Here is an 18,325-nt window from a genome sequence, read left to right as displayed (position 1 = left end):
GGACCCGCGGCCCGAGGCCGCCCGACGGTTGTCGCGGGCTCCCGCGGAGCGCCTCACGGCGGGGTCGGCGGGGCGGGGAGGAGGCGCACGCGCCGGGCCCGCCCCGCCCGTTCCGGCGCGGCCTCAGCCCCGTTGCCGGGACGGTCCGCGCGGCCGGCTCGCCCGGCGTACGCGGTCCCGGCGCGCCGCCCATTCCCCGGCGAACGCCGTCCACCGTTCCGACGCCGCCCAGATCACCCGAACGGCAGAGCGCGGCGCCACCACGGCGCGGATCCGCGCCGCCCGGCCGGCCGACTCCCGCAGGCCCGCCCGTACCGTCTCCGCGTCCTCGGCGAGCCCGGCTTCCGGCCGGGGCGCCGGGGCGTAGAGCACCCGCTCCACCGCCCCCGCGATCCGGTGCGTCGCGGCGGCCGCCTCGGGCCCCAGCCGCCCCAGCCGCACCAGGCGGTCGGCCGTGCCGCGCGGCGTCCGGGACTCGTCCGGCTCGATCCCGTGATCCCAGGCGGTGTCCAGGACCTCCCGCCAGACCGCCAGCGTGCCGGCGGCGTCCGCCGGTGTGCGGCCCACCGCGACCCCCAGCCGCCGTCTGCGCAGGCGGAGCCGCCAGAGCAGGGGCAGCGCCGACAGCGCCAGGACCGCCAGGGCGAGCGCGGTCAGGGCGGGAGCGGCGCCCCCGGACGATCCGGAATCCGTCGGAGCCGCCGCCTGCGGCGCCGCCGGATCGTCGCACCCGCCCTGCTCGCGCGTCCGGGGCGGGCAGCTGTCCGTCGCGGACGGCACGGGGCCGGGGGCGGCCGAGGCGCCCTGCTCCGGCGCGGCCGGGGCGGACGCGTCGTCGGTGGGCGCGTCCGGCCGCGTGTAGGACGGGGCGGTGCCCCGGGTGGGCGTCGGCTCGAAACGCGTCCAGCCGATGCCCTCGAAGTACAGCTCCGGCCAGGCATGGGCGTCGCGCAGCCCCACCGACATCGAACCGTCGGACTGCGCGGTGCCGGGCGTGAAGCCCACCGCGACCCGCGCCGGAATGCCCAGCGTCCGGGCCATCGCGGCCATCGTGAACGAGAAGTGGACGCAGAAACCCTGTTTTTTCTCCAGGAACCGGGCGATCGCGGTGCTCCCGGTGCCCGAGTCGACCGAGGTGTCGTAGGCGAAGCCGCCGTCCGAGGCGAAGTAGTCCTGGAGCTTCACCGCGCGCTCGTAGTCGTTGCGGGCGCCCCGGGTCACCTCGGACGCGGTGTCGCCGACCACCCGGGGCAGCGAGCGCGGGACGCCGGTGTACTCCCGCCGCAGCGCGGACGGCGCGGGACCCGCCGCGGCCAGCTGGGCGGCGGTCGGCCGGACCGTCAGGCTGGAGACCTGGTACCGCGCGCCGCCCGTCGTCTCGCCGCCGTCGCCGACGAGCGTCCGCCCCACCGGTTCGTACCGCCAGGATCCGCTGATCCTGACCTCGGTCGCGGGATAGGGGAGCGGCAGATAGGTCTGCCGGTAGGCACGGGAGGCGGAGATGCTCGACTTGATCTCGGTGACCGCGACGTCCGGGCCCAGACCCTCCGGAGCCGGAAGCCGTCCGGGCACGTCCCGCAGCCGGCGCGTGGCGGGCCGCCACGCGCTGCCGTCGAACGTGTCCAGGGCCAGGATCCGCAGATAGAAGTCCTGCGGGTCCCGGGAATCGGTGCGATAGGAGATCACCTGCCGGTTGTCCGGCTGGGTCAGGTTGTCCTGCATCGACACCAGAGGGTTCACCGCGGAGACGGTCCCGCCGCCCTTGCCGCCGCCGGCCCGGGCCTCGGCCAGCAGACCGCCGTCGAGCGCGGGCAGCGCCGCCGGGGCTACCAGGGCGACCCCCAGCGCCACCGCTCCGATGCGGCGCCCGGCGCGGACCGTGGCCGCCGGACGGCCGCCGGTCGGGCCCGTGCCGCCCGGCCGGCCCCGGGCCCCGGCGCCGCTGAACACCCGCCCCCACTGGGAGACCCGGTCCCGGCCCTCGGCCAGCAGAAGCAGCAGATAGCTGCCCGCGGCCGGCGGGAACCACAGCCAGTCCGCCCCGCCGTCGGACAGCCCCGCCGCCACCGAGAACAGCGCGAGCAGCGGCAGACCGGCCGCCGCCGCGCTGCGGAACGTCACGGCCAGCGCGTCCACCACCAGACCGATCAGCAGCACGCCGCCGATCAGCATCAGCCGGATGCCGTCCGTCGCCGGCGCCGGAGTGGCGTACCTCGCGACGTCCTCGGCGCCCGACCCCAGCAGATGCGCGAGCCGCTGGAGCGCCTCCGGCCCCGGCAGCACACCGGCCACCGCCCGGTCCCGGGCGAACACGAGCGTCAGCAGCAGCAGCGACACCAGCGCCTGCGCGACCACCACCAGGATCCGGGGCACGGGCGCCCGGCGGGCCGCCGCCCCCGCCCCCGACTGCGCGGCCAGCAGAAGCACGGCCTGCGGGAACCACACCGCCGGTTCCACCAACGGCAGCAGGGCGGCCGCCGCCATCGGCGTCGCCGCGAAGGCGCACCACGTCAGCCGACCACGACCGCTCATGACCATCCCCCGGAGAAACCCGCCGTGCCGCCAACGACGGCGGGCCCGTCGCCCGCCCCCGCCCGTCCCGCCTGCCGCCAGTACCGGGCCAGACCCACCCCCGGCTCCACCGCGACCGCCGTCCACCCCGCCTCGCGCAGCAGCCGCAGCCGCCGCTCGAACGCCTCCCGCACGCCCGCGGGCGCGGCGTCCTCCGGATCCCAGACCGCGGCGTCCGGCACGAACGCGACGGCGCCCGCACCGCGCCGCCGCATCCGGGCCGCCACCGCCGTCTGCTCCTCGTCCAGCTCGCCGAAGAACGCGATCAGCAGCCCGCCGCCGTCGCGCAACGCGTCGTACGCGCGCGACAGACCCTCCTCGCCGGAGTGGCCGACCACCGCCAGGGTGTCCAGCATCAGCCCCGCCGTCTCGGCGGACTCGTGCGCCGCGCCCGCGAAACCGCCCGCGGTCCCGCCCGGCACGGCCGTCCCGTCGTCCAGCAGCAGCCGGACGGAGAACCCCCGCTCCAGCATGTGCGTCAGCACGGACGCCGCCCCCGACACCGCCCACTCGAAGGCCGAGTCCGGCCCGGCCCCCCGGTAGGCGGACCGCCGGGTGTCCAGCAGCACCGTGCACTGCGGGCGCTGCGGCTGCTCCTCGCGGCGCACCATCAGCTCCCCGTGGCGGGCGGTCGACCGCCAGTGCACCCGGCGCAGGTCGTCGCCGTGCCGGTAGCCGCGCGGAATCACGTCGTCGTCACCGGTGAGGGCGGGCGAACGCCGCCGCCCCTCGCCGTATCCCGGGGCCTCGCCCGCCAGCCGCACCGGCGGCAGCGGCTCGGTCCGGGGCAGGACGACGAGCGTGTCGTACGCGTGGAACGAGCGGACGAGCTCGCACATGCCGAACGGGTCGCTCAGCCGCAGCTGCAACGGCCCCAGCGGATAGCTTCCGCGCAGGTCCGAGCGCACCCGATAGGTCACCTCGCGGCGCCCGCCCGGCTCCATCCGGTCCAGCACGAACCGGGGCCTCGGCCCCAGCACGTACGACACCTGGTCCTGGAGCATCAGCAGCCCGGTCGGCAGCCGCGAGACGTTCTCCATCCGCAGCCCGACCCGGGCCTCCGCGCCCGCGCCCACCCGGGACGGCGTGAGCCACCGCGTGGCCACGACCCGGTGACGCGTCCGCACCAGCGCCACCACGCACACCAGCGGCAGCACGGCGAGCAGCAGCCCGACCCGCAGCAGATCCGGCTGACCCAGCACATACGCGCAGGCCACCGCGGCGACACCGGCCGCGAGGAAGGACCGCCCGCGGGTCGTCAGCCCGCTCAGGGCCGCCCACGGGCCGCCGCCCCCGCCGCGGTCCTCGCCGTCCTTCGACGGGTCCCGCTCCCCGGGGACCATCACACCCGCCGCGCCCGGTCGTACGCCGGACGGCCCGGCTGGGGCCGGGGCATCCGCACCCCGCCGTCGGCCGCCGGCACGGGCGTCCGCCCGAGGATCTCCCGCACGATCTGCTCGGCGGTACGGCGGTTCAGCTGGGCCTGCGCCGTCGGCAGCAGCCGGTGCGCGAGCACCGCGACCGCCAGCGACTGCACGTCGTCCGGCAGGCAGTAGTCGCGCCCGGCCAGCGCCGCCGAGGCCCGCGCCGCGCGCAGCAGATGCAGGGTGGCCCGCGGCGACGCGCCCAGCCCGAGATCGGGGTGGTCGCGGGTGGCCGCGACGAGTTCCACGGCGTACCGCCGCACGGGGTCGGAGACGTGCACGGTCCGTACCGCCTCGATCAGCTTCGCGATCTCATGGGCGTGCGCCACCGGCCGCAGACCGTCGAGCGGAGAGGTCCCGCCGTGCGTGTCGAGCATCCGGAGCTCGGCGTCCACGCTCGGATACCCCATCGACACCCGGGCCATGAACCGGTCGCGCTGGGCCTCCGGCAGCGGATAGGTGCCCTCCATCTCCACCGGGTTCTGGGTGGCCACCACCATGAACGGCTCGGGCAGCTCGTACGTGCGGCCGTCGATGGTGACCTGACGCTCCTCCATCGACTCCAGCAGCGCGGACTGCGTCTTCGGCGAGGCGCGGTTGATCTCGTCGCCGATCACGATCTGCGCGAAGACCGCGCCCGGCTTGAACTCGAAGTCGCGCCGCCGCTGGTCGAAGACGGACACCCCCGTGATGTCCGAGGGCAGCAGGTCCGGCGTGAACTGGACGCGCCGCACCGAGCAGTCGACGGACCGGGCCAGCGCCTTGGCCAGCATCGTCTTGCCGACCCCGGGGACGTCCTCGATCAGGAGATGCCCCTCCGCCAGCAGCACGGTCAGCGCGAGCCGCACGACCTCGGGCTTGCCCTCGATCACGCTCTCCACCGACCCGCGCACCCGCTCCGTGATCGCGGTCAGATCTGTGAGGCTCGCTCGATCGTCATAGGTCGTCACCCGGCCCTCCTCGGCCCTGCCCCACGCTCGCCAGAGCAGGGGATACCCCAGTCACGGACCGAATGCGCGCACCGCGGCCCGGCCCACCCCGAAACACGGACACCTCGCCGGAACTCCGGCGGGGTGTCACACGCGCATTCTTGTTGCCGTGACGCTTCGTGTCACTCGCCTGTGGACAACTGGCGGCGGTATGTCGGATTCGACGCGATCGCCGGGCGCACCGGGGAAGGCCGCACGGGCGGCCGGGCGCGGACCGGGGCGGGCGCGCGAGGGCGCCGGGGAGCCGGAAGAGGGCCGCGTGACCGCCGGGACGCGACCGGGAGACCGGGACCGGCGGGGCGCTGTCGGGGCGGGGCCGGGCGGAGGTGCGTCGCCGGGGCAGGACCGGCGGGAGCGCCCTCAGGAGGCGGGGAACACCTCGCGCAGCAGCCCGGTGGTCACGTCGAAGACGAAACCGCGGACGTCGTCCGTGTGCAGCAGGAAGGGGGAGGTGCGCACGCGCTGCATCGACTGCCGCACGTCCTGGTCGGCGTCCTTGTAAGCTTCGACCGCCCAGACCGGACGCTGTCCGACCTCCACCTCGAGTTCCTGACGGAATTCCTCGGTGATCGATTCCAGACCGCAATTCGTGTGGTGGATCAGTATGACGCTGCGGGTGCCGAGGGCGCGCTGGCTGATGGTCAGGGAACGGATGACGTCGTCGGTGACCACTCCGCCCGCGTTGCGAATGGTGTGGCAGTCGCCGAGCGACAGACCGAGCGCGTCGTGCAGGTCGAGCCTGGCGTCCATGCAGGCGACCACGGCGACGCGCAGCACCGGCTTGGCGTCCATGCCCGGGTCCCGGAATTCGGCGGCGTACCGGATGTTCGCCTCGACCAGGCGGTCGGTGACCGTGCCCCCGGTGCGGTCCGGGGCGGCGGCCGGTGCGGAGGACCCGGCGGGGGAGTGCGCGGAAGTCGACATGGCTATGACGTTATCTCCCGAGGTCGGCCGCGTCGTGCTGTGGAAGGGGACAAAGAACGTCAACGAGTTCTGTTGTGAGCTAACCCACAAGTCTCACAGCCGTTCCTTCGGACGAGTGAACAACCGGGCGGGCGAGGCTCCCGGCGACGCGCAGTCCGGCTGATTGATCGGGAATCGATCGAATGGCAGGGTGGACTAAAGTGACGGGAAGTTACGACACCCCGCACATTCCGTGGAATTTCCCCGTGCGCCGCGTACGTACGGCCCGGCCCTCTCCCGCTCGCAGGGGAGGCCGGCCGACGCCCCCTTCCCCGGCGCCGGTCGGCCTCCCCTGTCGAGCGGGCGGGGACCGGGCCGCACGTCCGCCGCACGGGACCTGAGCCTGAGAGGGCGCATGAGCCAGACCCGACACGTCCCGGTGATGCTCCAGCGGTGCCTGGACCTGTTGGCCCCGGCTCTGGAGGCGCCGGAGCCGCCCCACCCCGTGGTCGTCGACTGCACCCTCGGTCTCGGCGGGCACAGCGAGGCGCTGCTCTCCGCCTTCCCCTCGGCGAGGCTGGTCGCGCTGGACCGGGACAAGGAGGCGCTGCGGCTCTCCGGCGAACGGCTCGCCCCGTACGGCGACCGCGCCACCCTGGTCCACGCGGTCTACGACGAGCTGCCCGAGGTGCTCGACCGGCTCGGCATCCCCAAGGTCCAGGGCGTGCTGTTCGACCTCGGCGTGTCCTCCATGCAGCTGGACGAGGCCGACCGAGGGTTCGCCTACGCCCAGGACGCCCCGCTCGACATGCGCATGGACCAGACCACGGGGATCGGCGCCGCCGAGGTGCTCAACACCTATCCGCCGGGCGAACTGGTCCGGATCCTGCGCGCGTACGGCGAGGAGAAGCAGGCCAAGCGGATCGTCTCGGCGATCGTGCGCGAGCGCGAGAAGGAGCCGTTCAGCAACAGCGCCCGGCTCGTCGAGCTGATCCGCGACGCGCTGCCGCAGGCCGCCAAGCGCACCGGCGGCAACCCGGCCAAGCGCACCTTCCAGGCCCTGCGCATCGAGGTGAACGGCGAGCTCGCCGTCCTGGAACGGGCGATCCCGGCCGCGGTGCGGAGCCTCGCGGTGGGCGGCCGCATCGCCGTCCTCTCGTACCACTCGCTGGAGGACCGGCTGGTCAAGCAGGTCTTCGCGGCGGGCGCCGCCACCACGGCGCCGCCCGGACTGCCCGTGGTGCCCGAGCGCTACCAGCCCCGGCTGAAGCTGCTGACCCGCGGCGCGGAGCTGCCCACGGAGGAGGAGATCGCGGAGAACCGCCGCGCCGCCCCCGCCCGGCTGCGCGGCGCCGAGCGGATCCGCGAGGACGAGCGATGAGCACCCGGCGTCCGGGCGTCCGGACGGACGCGACGGCCGTGACGACCATGACGGCCGCGACGACCGGGGCGGCACGGTGAGCGGAGCGGCCCGGCAGCTGAGGGGACGGGCCGCGCGGCTCGCCCGGCTGATGCCGTCCGGGCCCGCCGGCGCGGCCCGCACCCCCTTCGTCCTGCTGGTGGTGGTGCTCCTCGGCGGGGGCCTCATCACCCTGCTGGTGCTCAACTCGTCCCTCAACGAGGGCTCGTTCAGGCTGAGCGAGCTGAAGAAGCGGACCACCGAGCTCACCGACGAGCAGCAGGCCCTCCAGCGCGACGTGGACGGCCTCTCGCGACCGGACGCCCTGGAGCGGCGCGCCCGCGAACTGGGCATGGTGCCCGGCGGCAGCCCCGCCTTCCTCGGCCCGGACGGCAAGGTCCGGGGCGTGCCCGACGAGGCCAGCGCCGAACCGACCCCCGAGCCGCCGCGCCCGCCCGCCGCCCAGCAGGCTCCGACGACCCAGGCTCCGCCGTCCACCGGCGCCCCGGCCTCCCCCTCGGCGACGTCCCTCCCCACGGGCGCCGCCACCGCCCCGCCCACCGGGCCGAGCACCCCGGCCGGCCCGGCCCCGACGAGCCCCGGCAGGTGACGCAGTGCCCCCCAAGGAACCACCGCGCCGCCGGGTCCCCGGCCCCGCGCGCCCCCGCGGCTCCGGCGGGCAGGGGCGCTCCCGGCCCGCCGTACGCCGGTCCGCGCCCCCGGCGCCGCGCTCCCGGGCGCCCCGCGGCCGCTCCACGAGCCGCCTCCGCCTCGGCAGCCCGCGCCCCCGCCTCCGCATGGTCAGCTTCACCCTGACGCTCATCATGCTGGTGTTCGTCGTACGGCTCCTCCAGGTGCAGGCCGTCGACGCCGAGGCGTACGCGGCCAAAGCCAAGGTGAACCGCTACCTCAAGCACACCGTCTCCGCCGAGCGCGGCCAGATCACCGACCGCAGCGGGATCGCGCTGGCCACCAGCGTCGACGCGTACGACATCACCGCCGACCCGTCGATGTTCACCCCCGAGTTCAGCAAGATCCCCGACGCGCCCCGGCAGGCGGCCGAGCTCCTCGCCCCGATCCTCGGCGCCGATGTCGCCGAACTGACCGCGAAGCTGACCGGAAAGGGCCGCTACGCCGTGCTGGCCCGCCGGCAGACCCCGCAGGTCTGGAACCAGATCAGGGACCTCAAGTCCGTCTTCGCGGAGAAGGCCGCCAGGGACAAGGCGGCCGGCGGTTCCGGGGGCAACGTGCTGGCGGGCGTCTTCCAGGAGGCGACCACCAGACGGGTCTACCCCAACGGCGGACTCGCCGCCGGGATACTCGGCTACGTCAACGCCGAGGGCAAGGGCGCGGGCGGCCTGGAGGCGCAGCTGAACAAGCAGCTCGCCGGCGAGGACGGCACCATCAGCTACGCCCAGTCCGGCGGCCGCCGGGTGCCCACCGCGGGCACCAAGGAGGTGCCGGCCGTCCCCGGCTCCGACATCGAGCTGACCATCGACCGCGACATCCAGTGGGCCGCCCAGCAGGCCATCACCGCCCAGGTGAAGAAGTCCAAGGCGGACCGCGGCTACGTCGTCGTGCAGAACACCAGGACCGGCGAGGTCCTCGCGATGGCCAACGCGCCCGGCTTCGACCCCAACGACCTCTCGAAGGCCGACGCGGCGTCGCTGGGCAACGCGGCGCTCCAGGACGCCTACGAACCCGGCTCCACCAGCAAGGTCATGTCCATGGCCGCGGTGCTGGAGGAGGGGGTCGCCACCCCCGCCACCCGGGTCACCGTCCCCAACCGGCTGCACCGCGGCGACCGGCTCTTCAAGGACGACATCGACCACGCCACCTGGTACCTGACGCTCAACGGCGTGCTCGCCAAGTCGAGCAACATCGGCACCATCCTGGCCACCGGCGAACTCGGCAAGACGCAGCCCGAGGCCAACCGGGTCCTCTACTCCTACCTGCGCAAGTTCGGGATCGGCTCGCCGACCGGCCTCGGCTATCCCGGCGAGACGCCCGGCATCCTCGCCAAGCCGGGGGACTGGTCCACCTCGCAGCAGTACACGATCCCGTTCGGCCAGGGCCTCTCGCTCAACGCGATGCAGGCCGCCTCCATCTACTCGACGATCGCCAACGGCGGCGTCCGGATCGCGCCGACGCTGGTCCGCGGCGCCAAGGGGCCCGACGGCCGCTTCGAGCCCGCCCCCGCACCCGAACGGACGAGGGTCGTCAGCGAGAAGACCGCCAAGACGCTCGCCGCCATGCTGGAATCGGTGGTCGGCGACGAGGAGGGCACCGGGACGAAGGCCAAGATCCCCGGCTACCGGGTGGCGGGCAAGACCGGCACGGCCAACCGGGTCGACCCGGTGCGCGGCGGCTACCACGGCTACACCGCGTCCTTCGCGGGCTTCGCTCCGGCGGACGACCCGCAGATCACGGTCTACTGTGCGATCCAGAACCCCACCTCGGGCAGCTACTTCGGCGGCCAGATCTGCGGGCCGATCTACAAGCAGGTCATGGAGTTCGCGCTGAAGACCCTCCAGACGCCACCGTCCGGCAGTCCCCCGGCCAGGCTGCCGGTCTCCTTCGATCCCGGCGAGTGAACACGGGGAGCCGACCAGTGACGACCATCACCCCCGATCCCGGGAACCGGAACGGGAACCACCGGGACCCGGGCCCCTCACTTCGCGAGAGGCCCGGTGAGCCCGGTACGCTCACCGCCGTGCCCCACGCTGATCAGTTCCAAACCACCCAGAAGGACGCGCCCGTGAACTACCCGGGAGCGCCCCGCCCGGATCGGCTCAGGCCGACACCCCTCGGTGAGCTGGCAGCCCGGCTCGGAGTCGAACCACCGGGGACCGGCGAGGTCACCGGCATCACCCACGACTCCCGGGCGGTCCGCCCCGGCGACGTCTACGCGGCCCTGCCGGGGGCCCGCTTCCACGGCGCCGACTTCGCCGCCCAGGCGGCCGGCCTCGGCGCGGCGGCGGTCCTCACCGATCCGGACGGCGCCGCGCGCGCCGCCGCCACCGGGCTGCCGGTCCTGGTCACCGAGGACCCGCGCGGCCGGATGGGCGAACTCGCCGCCGAGATCTACGGCCGGCCCGGCGACGGCCTGCTGCGGATCGGCATCACCGGAACCTCCGGCAAGACCACCACCGCGTACCTCGTCGAGGGCGGCCTGCGCGGCGCCGGACGGGCCACCGGACTGATCGGCACGGTGGAGACCCGGATCGGCGACGAGCGCGTCAAGTCCGAGCGCACCACCCCCGAGGCCACCGACCTCCAGGCCCTGCTCGCCGTGATGCGCGAACGCGGGGTCGAGGCGGTGACCATGGAGGTCTCCAGCCACGCGCTGGTGCTGGGCCGGGTCGACGGATGCGTCTTCGACGTCGCGGTCTTCAACAACCTCAGCCCGGAGCACATGGAGTTCCACTCCGGGATGGAGGACTACTTCCAGGCCAAGGCGCGGCTCTTCACCCCGCTCCGCAGCCGGCGGGGCGTCGTCAACTTCGACGACGCCTACGGCCGCAGGCTGGTCACCGAGGCGACGGTCCCCGTCGTCACCTTCTCCGCCGAGGGCCACCCGGACGCCGACTGGCGCGCCGAGGACGTCGAGGTCGGGCCGCTCGGCTCCGCCTTCACCGTCGTCGGCCCCGAGGACGAGCGGATCGCCGCCCGGGCCCCGCTCCCCGGCCCCTTCAACGTGGCCAACGCCCTCGCCGCGATCGTCACGCTCGCCGTCGCGGGCGTCGACCCCCGGATCGCGGCCGACGGCGTCGCCGCCGTCCCGGGCGTCCCCGGCCGGCTGGAGCGCGTCGACGCGGGCCAGGACTACCTCGCCGTCGTCGACTACGCGCACAAGACCGACGCCGTCGAATCCGTGCTGCGTTCGCTGCGCAAGGTCACCCGCGGCAGGCTGCACATCGTCCTCGGCTGCGGCGGCGACCGCGACACCACCAAACGCGGCCCGATGGGCGCCGCCGCCGCGCGGCTCGCCGACACCGCCGTGCTGACCTCAGACAACCCCCGTTCCGAGGACCCCCTCGGAATCCTCGCCGCCATGCTCGCGGGCGCCGCCGAGGTGCCCGTCCACGAGCGGGGCGACGTCCTGGTCGACGCCGACCGGGCCGCCGCCATCGCCGCCGCGGTCGCCCGTGCCGAGCCCGGTGACACCGTGCTGGTCGCCGGCAAGGGCCACGAGCAGGGGCAGGACGTCCATGGCGTGGTACGCCCCTTCGACGACCGCGTGGTCCTGCGCGCGGCCATCGAACACTCCCTGGGACACGGCGGCGCCGAGAACGCCGCCGACCGCGCCCACACCCACGAGAACAAAAGTCAGGGATGACCAAGTGATCGCCCTTTCCCTCGCCGAGATCGCCGAAATCGTCGGCGGGCAGCCGCACGACATACCCGATCCGGCAGCAGTCGTCAGCGGGCCCGTCGTCATCGACTCCCGGGAGGTGGAGCACGGCAGCCTGTTCGCCGCCTTCGCCGGTGAACGGGCCGACGGCCACGACTACGCGCAGCGCGCCGTCGAGGCGGGCGCGGCAGCCGTGCTGGCCGCCCGCCCCGTCGGCGTTCCGGCGATCGTCGTCGACGACGTCGTGTCCGCCCTCGGCGCCCTCGCCCGCGCCGTCGTCGGCCGCCTCGGCGCCACCGTCGTCGCCCTCACCGGCTCCGCGGGCAAGACCTCCACCAAGGACCTGATCGCCCAGCTCCTCGAACGCAAGGGGCCCACCGTCTACCCGGCGGGCAACCTCAACAACGAGATCGGCCTGCCGCTCACCGCGCTGCGCGCCACCGGGGACACCCGCCACCTCGTCCTGGAGATGGGCGCGCGGTACATCGGCGACATCCGCTACCTCACCGGGCTCGTCCCGCCGCGGGTCGGCCTCGTCCTCAACGTCGGCACCGCCCACATCGGCGAGTTCGGCGGCCGGGAGCAGATCGCCCAGGCCAAGGGCGAGATGGTCGAGTCACTGCCCGAGGACGGCGTCGCCGTGCTCAACGCCGACGACCCGCTCGTGCGCGCCATGAGCTCCCGCACGCGGGCCCGGGTCCTGCTCTTCGGCGAGGCCGCGGAAGCGGACGTACGGGGCGAGAACGTACGTCTCACCGACGACGGCCGCCCCGCTTTCACCCTCCACACACCCACCGGGTGCAGCGATGTGACCATGCGCCTGTACGGTGAGCACCACGTGTCGAACGCGCTCGCCGCGGCCGCCGTCGCCCATGAGCTGGGCCTGTCCGCAGACGAGATCGCCGAAGGGCTCTCCGAGGCGGGCACCCTCTCCCGCTGGCGCATGGAGGTCACCGAGCGGCCGGACGGCGTGACGATCGTCAACGACGCCTACAACGCGAACCCCGAATCCATGCGAGCGGCGCTGCGTGCGCTGGCAGCCATGGGGAAGGGCGGACGCACGTGGGCGGTGCTCGGCCCCATGGCCGAGCTGGGCGACGCCTCGCTCGTCGAACACGACGCGGTCGGACGGCTGGCCGTCCGGCTCAACGTCAGCAAGCTCGTCGCGGTCGGGGGCAAAGAGGCCTCCTGGCTGCAACTGGGCGCATACAACGAGGGTTCGTGGGGTGAGGAGTCGGTGCACGTGTCCGACGCACAGGCCGCGGTCGATCTGCTGCGCAGTGAACTGCGCCCGGGAGACGTGGTGCTGGTGAAGGCGTCCCGGTCGGTCGGCCTGGAGCAGGTCGCCATGGCACTGCTGGAGAACGCGTCCGAGGGCGAGGTCGCCGGCCGATGAGGCAGATCCTCTTCGCGGGGGCCATCGGGCTCTTCCTGTCCCTGGTCGGAACTCCGCTGCTGATCAAGCTGCTGGCCCGCAAGGGATACGGTCAGTTCATCCGGGACGACGGCCCGCGCACCCACGGGTCGAAGAAGGGCACGCCCACCATGGGCGGCATCGCCTTCATCCTGGCCACGATCATCGCGTACCTCCTGGCGAAGGTGATCACCGGCGAGCCGATGACCTTCTCCGGCGTGCTGGTGCTCTTCCTCATGACGGGCATGGGGCTCGTCGGCTTCCTCGACGACTACATCAAGATCGTCAAGCAGCGTTCGCTGGGCCTGCGGGCCAAGGCGAAGATGGCGGGCCAGCTGATCGTCGGCATCGCCTTCGCGGTGCTCTCGCTCCAGTTCGCGGACTCCCGCGGCAACACCCCGGCCTCCACCAAGCTGTCGTTCGTCACGGACTTCGGCTGGTCGATCGGCCCGGTGCTGTTCGTCGTCTGGGCCCTGTTCATGATCCTCGCCATGTCCAACGGCGTGAACCTGACGGACGGTCTGGACGGCCTGGCCACCGGCGCGTCGGTGATGGTCTTCGGCGCGTACACCTTCATCGGGCTGTGGCAGTTCCAGGAGTCCTGCGTCAACGCGCAGACCCTGACCAACCCCGACGCCTGTTTCCAGGTGCGCGATCCGCTCGACCTCGCCGTCGTCGCCTCCGCGCTGATGGGAGCCTGCTTCGGCTTCCTGTGGTGGAACACCTCGCCCGCCAAGATCTTCATGGGCGACACCGGCTCGCTCGCCCTCGGCGGCGCGCTGGCCGGTCTGGCGATCTGCTCCCGCACGGAGTTCCTGATGGCCATCCTCGGCGGCCTGTTCGTGATGATCACCATGTCCGTGGTCATCCAGGTCGGTTCCTTCAAGATGACCGGCAAGCGGGTCTTCCGGATGGCGCCGCTCCAGCACCACTTCGAACTCAAGGGGTGGTCCGAGGTCCTCGTGGTGGTCCGCTTCTGGATCATCCAGGGCATGTGCGTGATCGTCGGCCTCGGACTCTTCTACGCGGGATGGGCAGCCGAGAAGTGAGCACAGTGGACTGGCAGGGCAAGCACGTCACCGTCGCCGGACTGGGCGTCTCCGGAATCCCGGCGGCCCGGGCCCTGCACGGCCTCGGGGCCGTCGTCACGGTCGTCGACGACGGCGACGACGAACGGTCCCGCGCGCAGGCCGCCGAGCTGGAATCCTGGGCAGCGGCGCGAAGCGCCTCCGCCGAGGACGGCGGCGGGCGACGGGCGGGCGGAATCACCGTGCGCCTCGGCGACGGCGCCACCCTGCCCGAGTCCACCGAGCTCGTCGTCACCGCCCCCGGCTGGAAGCCCGACAAGCCGCTGTTCGCCGCGGCCGCCGAGGCGGGCGTCCCGGTCTGGGGCGACGTCGAACTCGCCTGGCGGCTGCGCGGCCATGGGGAGAGCCTGCGCGCAGCGCGTTCCGGCGGGAGCGGCGGCGGGCGACGGGAGGGCGCGCCCTGGCTCGCGGTCACCGGCACCAACGGCAAGACCACGACCGTGCGGATGCTCGCCTCCATCCTGGAGGCGGCGGGGCTGCGCACCGCGGCCGTCGGCAACATCGGCGTCTCCCTCCTCGACGCCGTCCTCGGCGACGAGGAGTACGACGTGCTCGCCGTCGAACTGTCCAGCTACCAGCTGCACTGGGCACCGTCGCTGCGCGCCCACTCCGCGGCCGTCCTCAACCTGGCCCCCGACCACCTCGACTGGCACGGCTCCATGGAGGCGTACGTCGCGGACAAGGGCCGGATCTACGAGGGCAACCGCGTCGCCTGCGTCTACAACGCGGCCGAGAAGGCGACCGAGGACCTGGTCCGCGAGGCCGACGTCGAGGAGGGCTGCCGGGCCATCGGCTTCACCCTGGGCACGCCGGGCCCCTCCCAGCTCGGCGTCGTCGACGGCATCCTCGTCGACCGGGCCTTCGTGGCGAACCGGCACAAGCAGGCCCAGGAGCTCGCCGAGGTCGGCGACATCGACCCGCCGGCCCCGCACAACATCGCCAACGCCCTGGCGGCGGCGGCCCTGGCCCGCGCCTTCGGCGTCGAGCCGGCGGCCGTCCGGGACGGTCTGCGGGCCTTCCGCCCCGACCCGCACCGCATCGAGCACGTCGCGGACGTCGCCGGGGTCGCGTACGTCGACGACTCCAAGGCCACCAACACCCACGCCGCCGAGGCGTCCCTCGCCGCCCACGAGCCGATCGTCTGGATCGCGGGCGGTCTCGCCAAGGGCGCCGCCTTCGACGAACTCGTGACCGGGGCCGCCGGGCGGCTGCGGGGCGTGGTGCTGATGGGCCGGGACCGGGCGCTGATCCGCGAAGCCCTCGCGCGACACGCCCCCGAGGTCCCGGTGGTCGACCTCGACCGGACCGACACTGGGGCGATGTCCGAGGCGGTCCGGGAGGCGGCACGGCTCGCCCGGCCGGGGGACACCGTGCTGCTGGCCCCGGCCTGCGCCTCGATGGACATGTTCGTCAACTACAACAAGCGGGGCGAGGCGTTCGCGGAAGCGGTCCGCGCGCTCGCCGCGGAGAGCGACTGACGGTACGGCCCCGCGCCGGGCCGTCCGGACGACCGGGCGCGGGCGGCCGCACCACGGGCCCGGCCCCCGGCGGCGGCCCCGGGCCCACGCACAGTGGAGGGGACAGCGACAATGCCGGCCGAAGAGAGCTCCGCCGCCGACCGCGGGGACCGTCCGCGGGCCATCGCGGCGATCAGCCGGGCACTCGCCCCGCCGCTGCTCGCGGGAGCGGGAGCGGGCGCCCCGGCGTCCCGCGGACCGGTCCTGCGGGTCCGGTCCGCCGCCGGCTCCCGGCGCCCCCCGGCGGCCCGTCCCAAGGGGCGTGCCGCCGGTTCTCCCCGCGTTCCCCGGGGCGGCGGGGCCCGCCGGCTGTTCGAGCGCGCACGACGGACCTGGGACCGCCCGCTGACCGCGTACTACCTGATCCTGGGCGCCGGGCTGCTGATCACCGTGCTCGGCCTGGTGATGGTCTACTCCGCCTCCATGATCAAGGCCCTGGAGCTCAACAAACCGGGCAGTTACTTCTTCCGCAAGCAGTTCCTCGCCGCCGTCATCGGCGCCGTACTGATGGCGGTCGCCGCCCGGATGCCCGTCAAGCTGCTCCGGGCGCTGTCCTACCCGCTGCTGGTGGGGACGGTCGTCCTGATGGCGCTGGTCCAGGTGCCGGGGATAGGGATGTCGATCAACGGCAACCAGAACTGGCTCTCCCTGGGCGGCCCCTTCCAGCTCCAGCCCAGCGAGTTCGGCAAGCTCGCCCTGGTCCTGTGGGGCGCCGACCTGCTCGCCCGCAAACAGGACAAGCGGCTGCTGTCGCAGTGGAAGCACATGCTGGTGCCGCTGGTCCCGGTCGCCTTCATGCTCCTCGGGCTGATCATGATCGGCGGGGACATGGGCACTGCGATCATTCTCACGGCGATCCTGTTCGGACTGCTCTGGCTGGCGGGCGCCCCCACCCGGCTCTTCGCCGGGGTGCTCGCCTTCGCCGTGGTGCTCAGCGTCGTGTTCATCAAGACCAGCCCGAACCGGATGTCCCGGCTCGCCTGCATCGGCGCCACCGAGCCGGGCCCGGGGGACTCCTGCTGGCAGGCCGTGCACGGCATCTATGCTCTGGCGTCCGGCGGATGGTTCGGTTCCGGGCTCGGTGCGAGTGTGGAAAAATGGGGCCAACTGCCCGAACCGCACACCGACTTCATCTTCGCCATCACCGGGGAGGAACTGGGGCTGGCGGGGACGCTGTCGGTACTCGCTCTCTTCGCGGCTCTAGGCTATGCGGGTATCCGCGTGGCCGGACGCACGGAGGACCCCTTCGTGAGGTACGCCGCGGGAGGCGTGATCACCTGGATCATGGTGCAGGCCGTGATCAACATCGGTGCGGTGCTCGGCCTGCTGCCGATCGCCGGTGTCCCGCTCCCGCTGTTCTCCTACGGAGGGTCGGCCCTGCTGCCGACCATGTTCGCCGTCGGGCTGCTGATCGCGTTCGCGCGAGAGGAGCCCGCCGCGAAGGCGGCCCTGGCCATGCGGAGGCCCGGGGTGAGATGGAAGACGATGAGACGGCGCGTCAAGCAGCGTCCGTCCGGAGAGCGGTGAATTTCGGTGCATGTCGTACTCGCCGGCGGGGGGACCGCCGGCCACATCGAGCCCGCGCTAGCCCTCGCGGACGCCCTGCGCAGGCAGGACCCGACCGTGGGGATCACTGCCCTCGGCACGGAGCGCGGACTCGAGACCAGGCTCGTACCCGAGCGGGGGTACGAACTCGCGCTGATCCCGGCCGTCCCGCTGCCCCGCAAGCCCACCCCGGAACTGATCACCGTCCCGGGCCGGCTGCGCGGCACCATCAAGGCCGCCGAACAGGTCCTGGAGCGCACCCACGCGGACTGCGTGGTCGGCTTCGGCGGCTACGTGGCCCTGCCCGGCTATCTGGCGGCCAAGCGCGCCGGCGTGCCGATCGTCGTCCACGAGGCCAACGCCCGGCCCGGTCTGGCCAACAAGATCGGCTCGCGCTACGCCCACGGCGTCGCCGTCTCCACCCCCGACAGCAAGCTCCGCGGCGCCCGCTACATCGGCATCCCGCTGCGCCGGACCATCGCCACCCTGGACCGGGCCCGGGTCCGCCCGGAGGCTCGCGCCGCCTTCGGTCTCGACCCCAACCTGCCGACGCTGCTGGTCTCCGGCGGTTCCCAGGGCGCGCGCCGCCTCAACGAGGTGGTCCAGAGCGTCGCCCCGCTGCTCCAGCGCTCCGGCATCCAGATCCTGCACGTGGTCGGCCCGAAGAACGAACTGCCGCACGTCGACAACATGCCCGGGATGCCGCCGTACATCCCGGTACCGTACGTGGACCGGATGGACCTCGCGTACGCGGCGGCCGACATGATGCTCTGCCGCGCGGGCGCGATGACCGTCGCCGAACTCTCCGCCGTCGGGCTCCCCGCCGCGTACGTGCCGCTGCCCATCGGCAACGGCGAACAGCGGCTGAACGCCCAGCCGGTGGTGAACGCCGGCGGCGGGCTGCTGGTGGACGACGCGGCCCTCACCCCCGAGTGGATCCAGGGCAACGTCCTGCCGGTGCTCGCTGATCCGCACCGGCTGTTCGAAATGTCCCGTGCCGCCGCGGAGTTCGGCCGCCGGGACGCCGACGACCTGCTCGTCGGCATGGTGTACGAGGCGATTGCCGCACGCCGAGGCGCGTGAGGCGGACGGGTCCGGGGAGGCACGCCTTCCCGGACCCG

General features: G+C 73.7%; 13 protein-coding genes. 9 read left to right on the top strand and 4 right to left on the bottom strand.

Annotated features, from left to right (window positions below; all coding sequences use genetic code 11):
• Nucleotides 1–123: 123 nt before the first annotated feature.
• From WA762_RS00320 to WA762_RS00305, 4 genes are all read right to left on the bottom strand, one after another.
• Nucleotides 124–2,532 carry a transglutaminase TgpA family protein gene (locus tag WA762_RS00320; RefSeq protein WP_335931656.1) on the bottom strand — a complete coding sequence of 803 codons (2,409 nt, stop codon included), beginning with the start codon at nucleotides 2,530–2,532 and terminating at the stop codon, nucleotides 124–126.
• The gene (locus tag WA762_RS00315) at nucleotides 2,529–3,914 is read right to left on the bottom strand and encodes a DUF58 domain-containing protein (RefSeq protein ID WP_335931654.1); all 1,386 of its coding nucleotides are present in this window, start codon (nucleotides 3,912–3,914) and stop codon (nucleotides 2,529–2,531) included. Before WA762_RS00315 ends, WA762_RS00320 begins: the two co-directional genes overlap by 4 nt.
• Nucleotides 3,914–4,945 (bottom strand): AAA family ATPase, encoded by a 1,032-nt coding sequence (locus WA762_RS00310; protein ID WP_335931652.1) that lies wholly within the window; start codon nucleotides 4,943–4,945, stop codon nucleotides 3,914–3,916. The genes WA762_RS00315 and WA762_RS00310 overlap by 1 nt, the downstream gene beginning before the upstream one ends.
• A gap of 399 nt (nucleotides 4,946–5,344) precedes the next feature.
• Nucleotides 5,345–5,908, bottom strand: a complete 564-nt coding sequence (locus WA762_RS00305) for a beta-class carbonic anhydrase (protein WP_335931650.1) — start codon at nucleotides 5,906–5,908, stop codon at nucleotides 5,345–5,347.
• A 394-nt stretch (nucleotides 5,909–6,302) separates the two neighbouring features.
• Between WA762_RS00305 and rsmH the strand changes: the two genes are divergently transcribed.
• The 9 genes from rsmH to murG all read left to right on the top strand — a co-directional run bounded on the left by rsmH (nucleotide 6,303) and on the right by murG (nucleotide 18,287).
• A complete protein-coding gene (gene rsmH / locus WA762_RS00300) occupies nucleotides 6,303–7,268 on the top strand; it encodes a 16S rRNA (cytosine(1402)-N(4))-methyltransferase RsmH (protein WP_335931648.1) in 966 nt (321 codons plus the stop codon).
• Between the two features lie 76 nt (nucleotides 7,269–7,344).
• Nucleotides 7,345–7,896, top strand: coding sequence for a cell division protein FtsL (gene ftsL / locus WA762_RS00295; protein ID WP_335931646.1), 552 nt, complete (start codon nucleotides 7,345–7,347; stop codon nucleotides 7,894–7,896).
• A gap of 4 nt (nucleotides 7,897–7,900) precedes the next feature.
• Complete coding sequence (locus tag WA762_RS00290) at nucleotides 7,901–9,880, top strand: peptidoglycan D,D-transpeptidase FtsI family protein (protein ID WP_335931644.1); 1,980 nt, start codon at nucleotides 7,901–7,903, stop codon at nucleotides 9,878–9,880.
• A gap of 17 nt (nucleotides 9,881–9,897) precedes the next feature.
• Nucleotides 9,898–11,625 (top strand): UDP-N-acetylmuramoyl-L-alanyl-D-glutamate--2,6-diaminopimelate ligase, encoded by a 1,728-nt coding sequence (locus WA762_RS00285; protein WP_335931642.1) that lies wholly within the window; start codon nucleotides 9,898–9,900, stop codon nucleotides 11,623–11,625.
• A 4-nt stretch (nucleotides 11,626–11,629) separates the two neighbouring features.
• On the top strand, nucleotides 11,630–13,036 hold the full coding sequence (locus WA762_RS00280; protein ID WP_335931639.1) for a UDP-N-acetylmuramoyl-tripeptide--D-alanyl-D-alanine ligase: 1,407 nt from the start codon (nucleotides 11,630–11,632) through the stop codon (nucleotides 13,034–13,036).
• Nucleotides 13,033–14,103, top strand: a complete 1,071-nt coding sequence (gene mraY, locus WA762_RS00275; protein WP_335931637.1) for a phospho-N-acetylmuramoyl-pentapeptide-transferase — start codon at nucleotides 13,033–13,035, stop codon at nucleotides 14,101–14,103. The genes WA762_RS00280 and mraY overlap by 4 nt, the downstream gene beginning before the upstream one ends.
• Nucleotides 14,100–15,620, top strand: a complete 1,521-nt coding sequence (gene murD / locus WA762_RS00270; RefSeq protein ID WP_335932258.1) for a UDP-N-acetylmuramoyl-L-alanine--D-glutamate ligase — start codon at nucleotides 14,100–14,102, stop codon at nucleotides 15,618–15,620. The genes mraY and murD overlap by 4 nt, the downstream gene beginning before the upstream one ends.
• A gap of 111 nt (nucleotides 15,621–15,731) precedes the next feature.
• Complete coding sequence (ftsW, locus tag WA762_RS00265) at nucleotides 15,732–17,186, top strand: putative lipid II flippase FtsW (RefSeq protein ID WP_335931635.1); 1,455 nt, start codon at nucleotides 15,732–15,734, stop codon at nucleotides 17,184–17,186.
• Nucleotides 17,187–17,192: 6 nt separating this feature from the next.
• Nucleotides 17,193–18,287: an undecaprenyldiphospho-muramoylpentapeptide beta-N-acetylglucosaminyltransferase gene (gene murG / locus WA762_RS00260; protein WP_335931633.1), complete on the top strand. Its 1,095-nt coding sequence runs from the start codon at nucleotides 17,193–17,195 to the stop codon at nucleotides 18,285–18,287.
• Nucleotides 18,288–18,325 lie beyond the last annotated feature (38 nt).

Origin of the sequence: Streptomyces tyrfis (assembly GCF_037034285.1) — a bacterium.
Classification (GTDB): domain Bacteria; phylum Actinomycetota; class Actinomycetes; order Streptomycetales; family Streptomycetaceae; genus Streptomyces.
The sequence above is the reverse complement of the archived record's forward strand: the minus strand, read 5'-3'. Positions and strand labels throughout refer to the sequence as shown.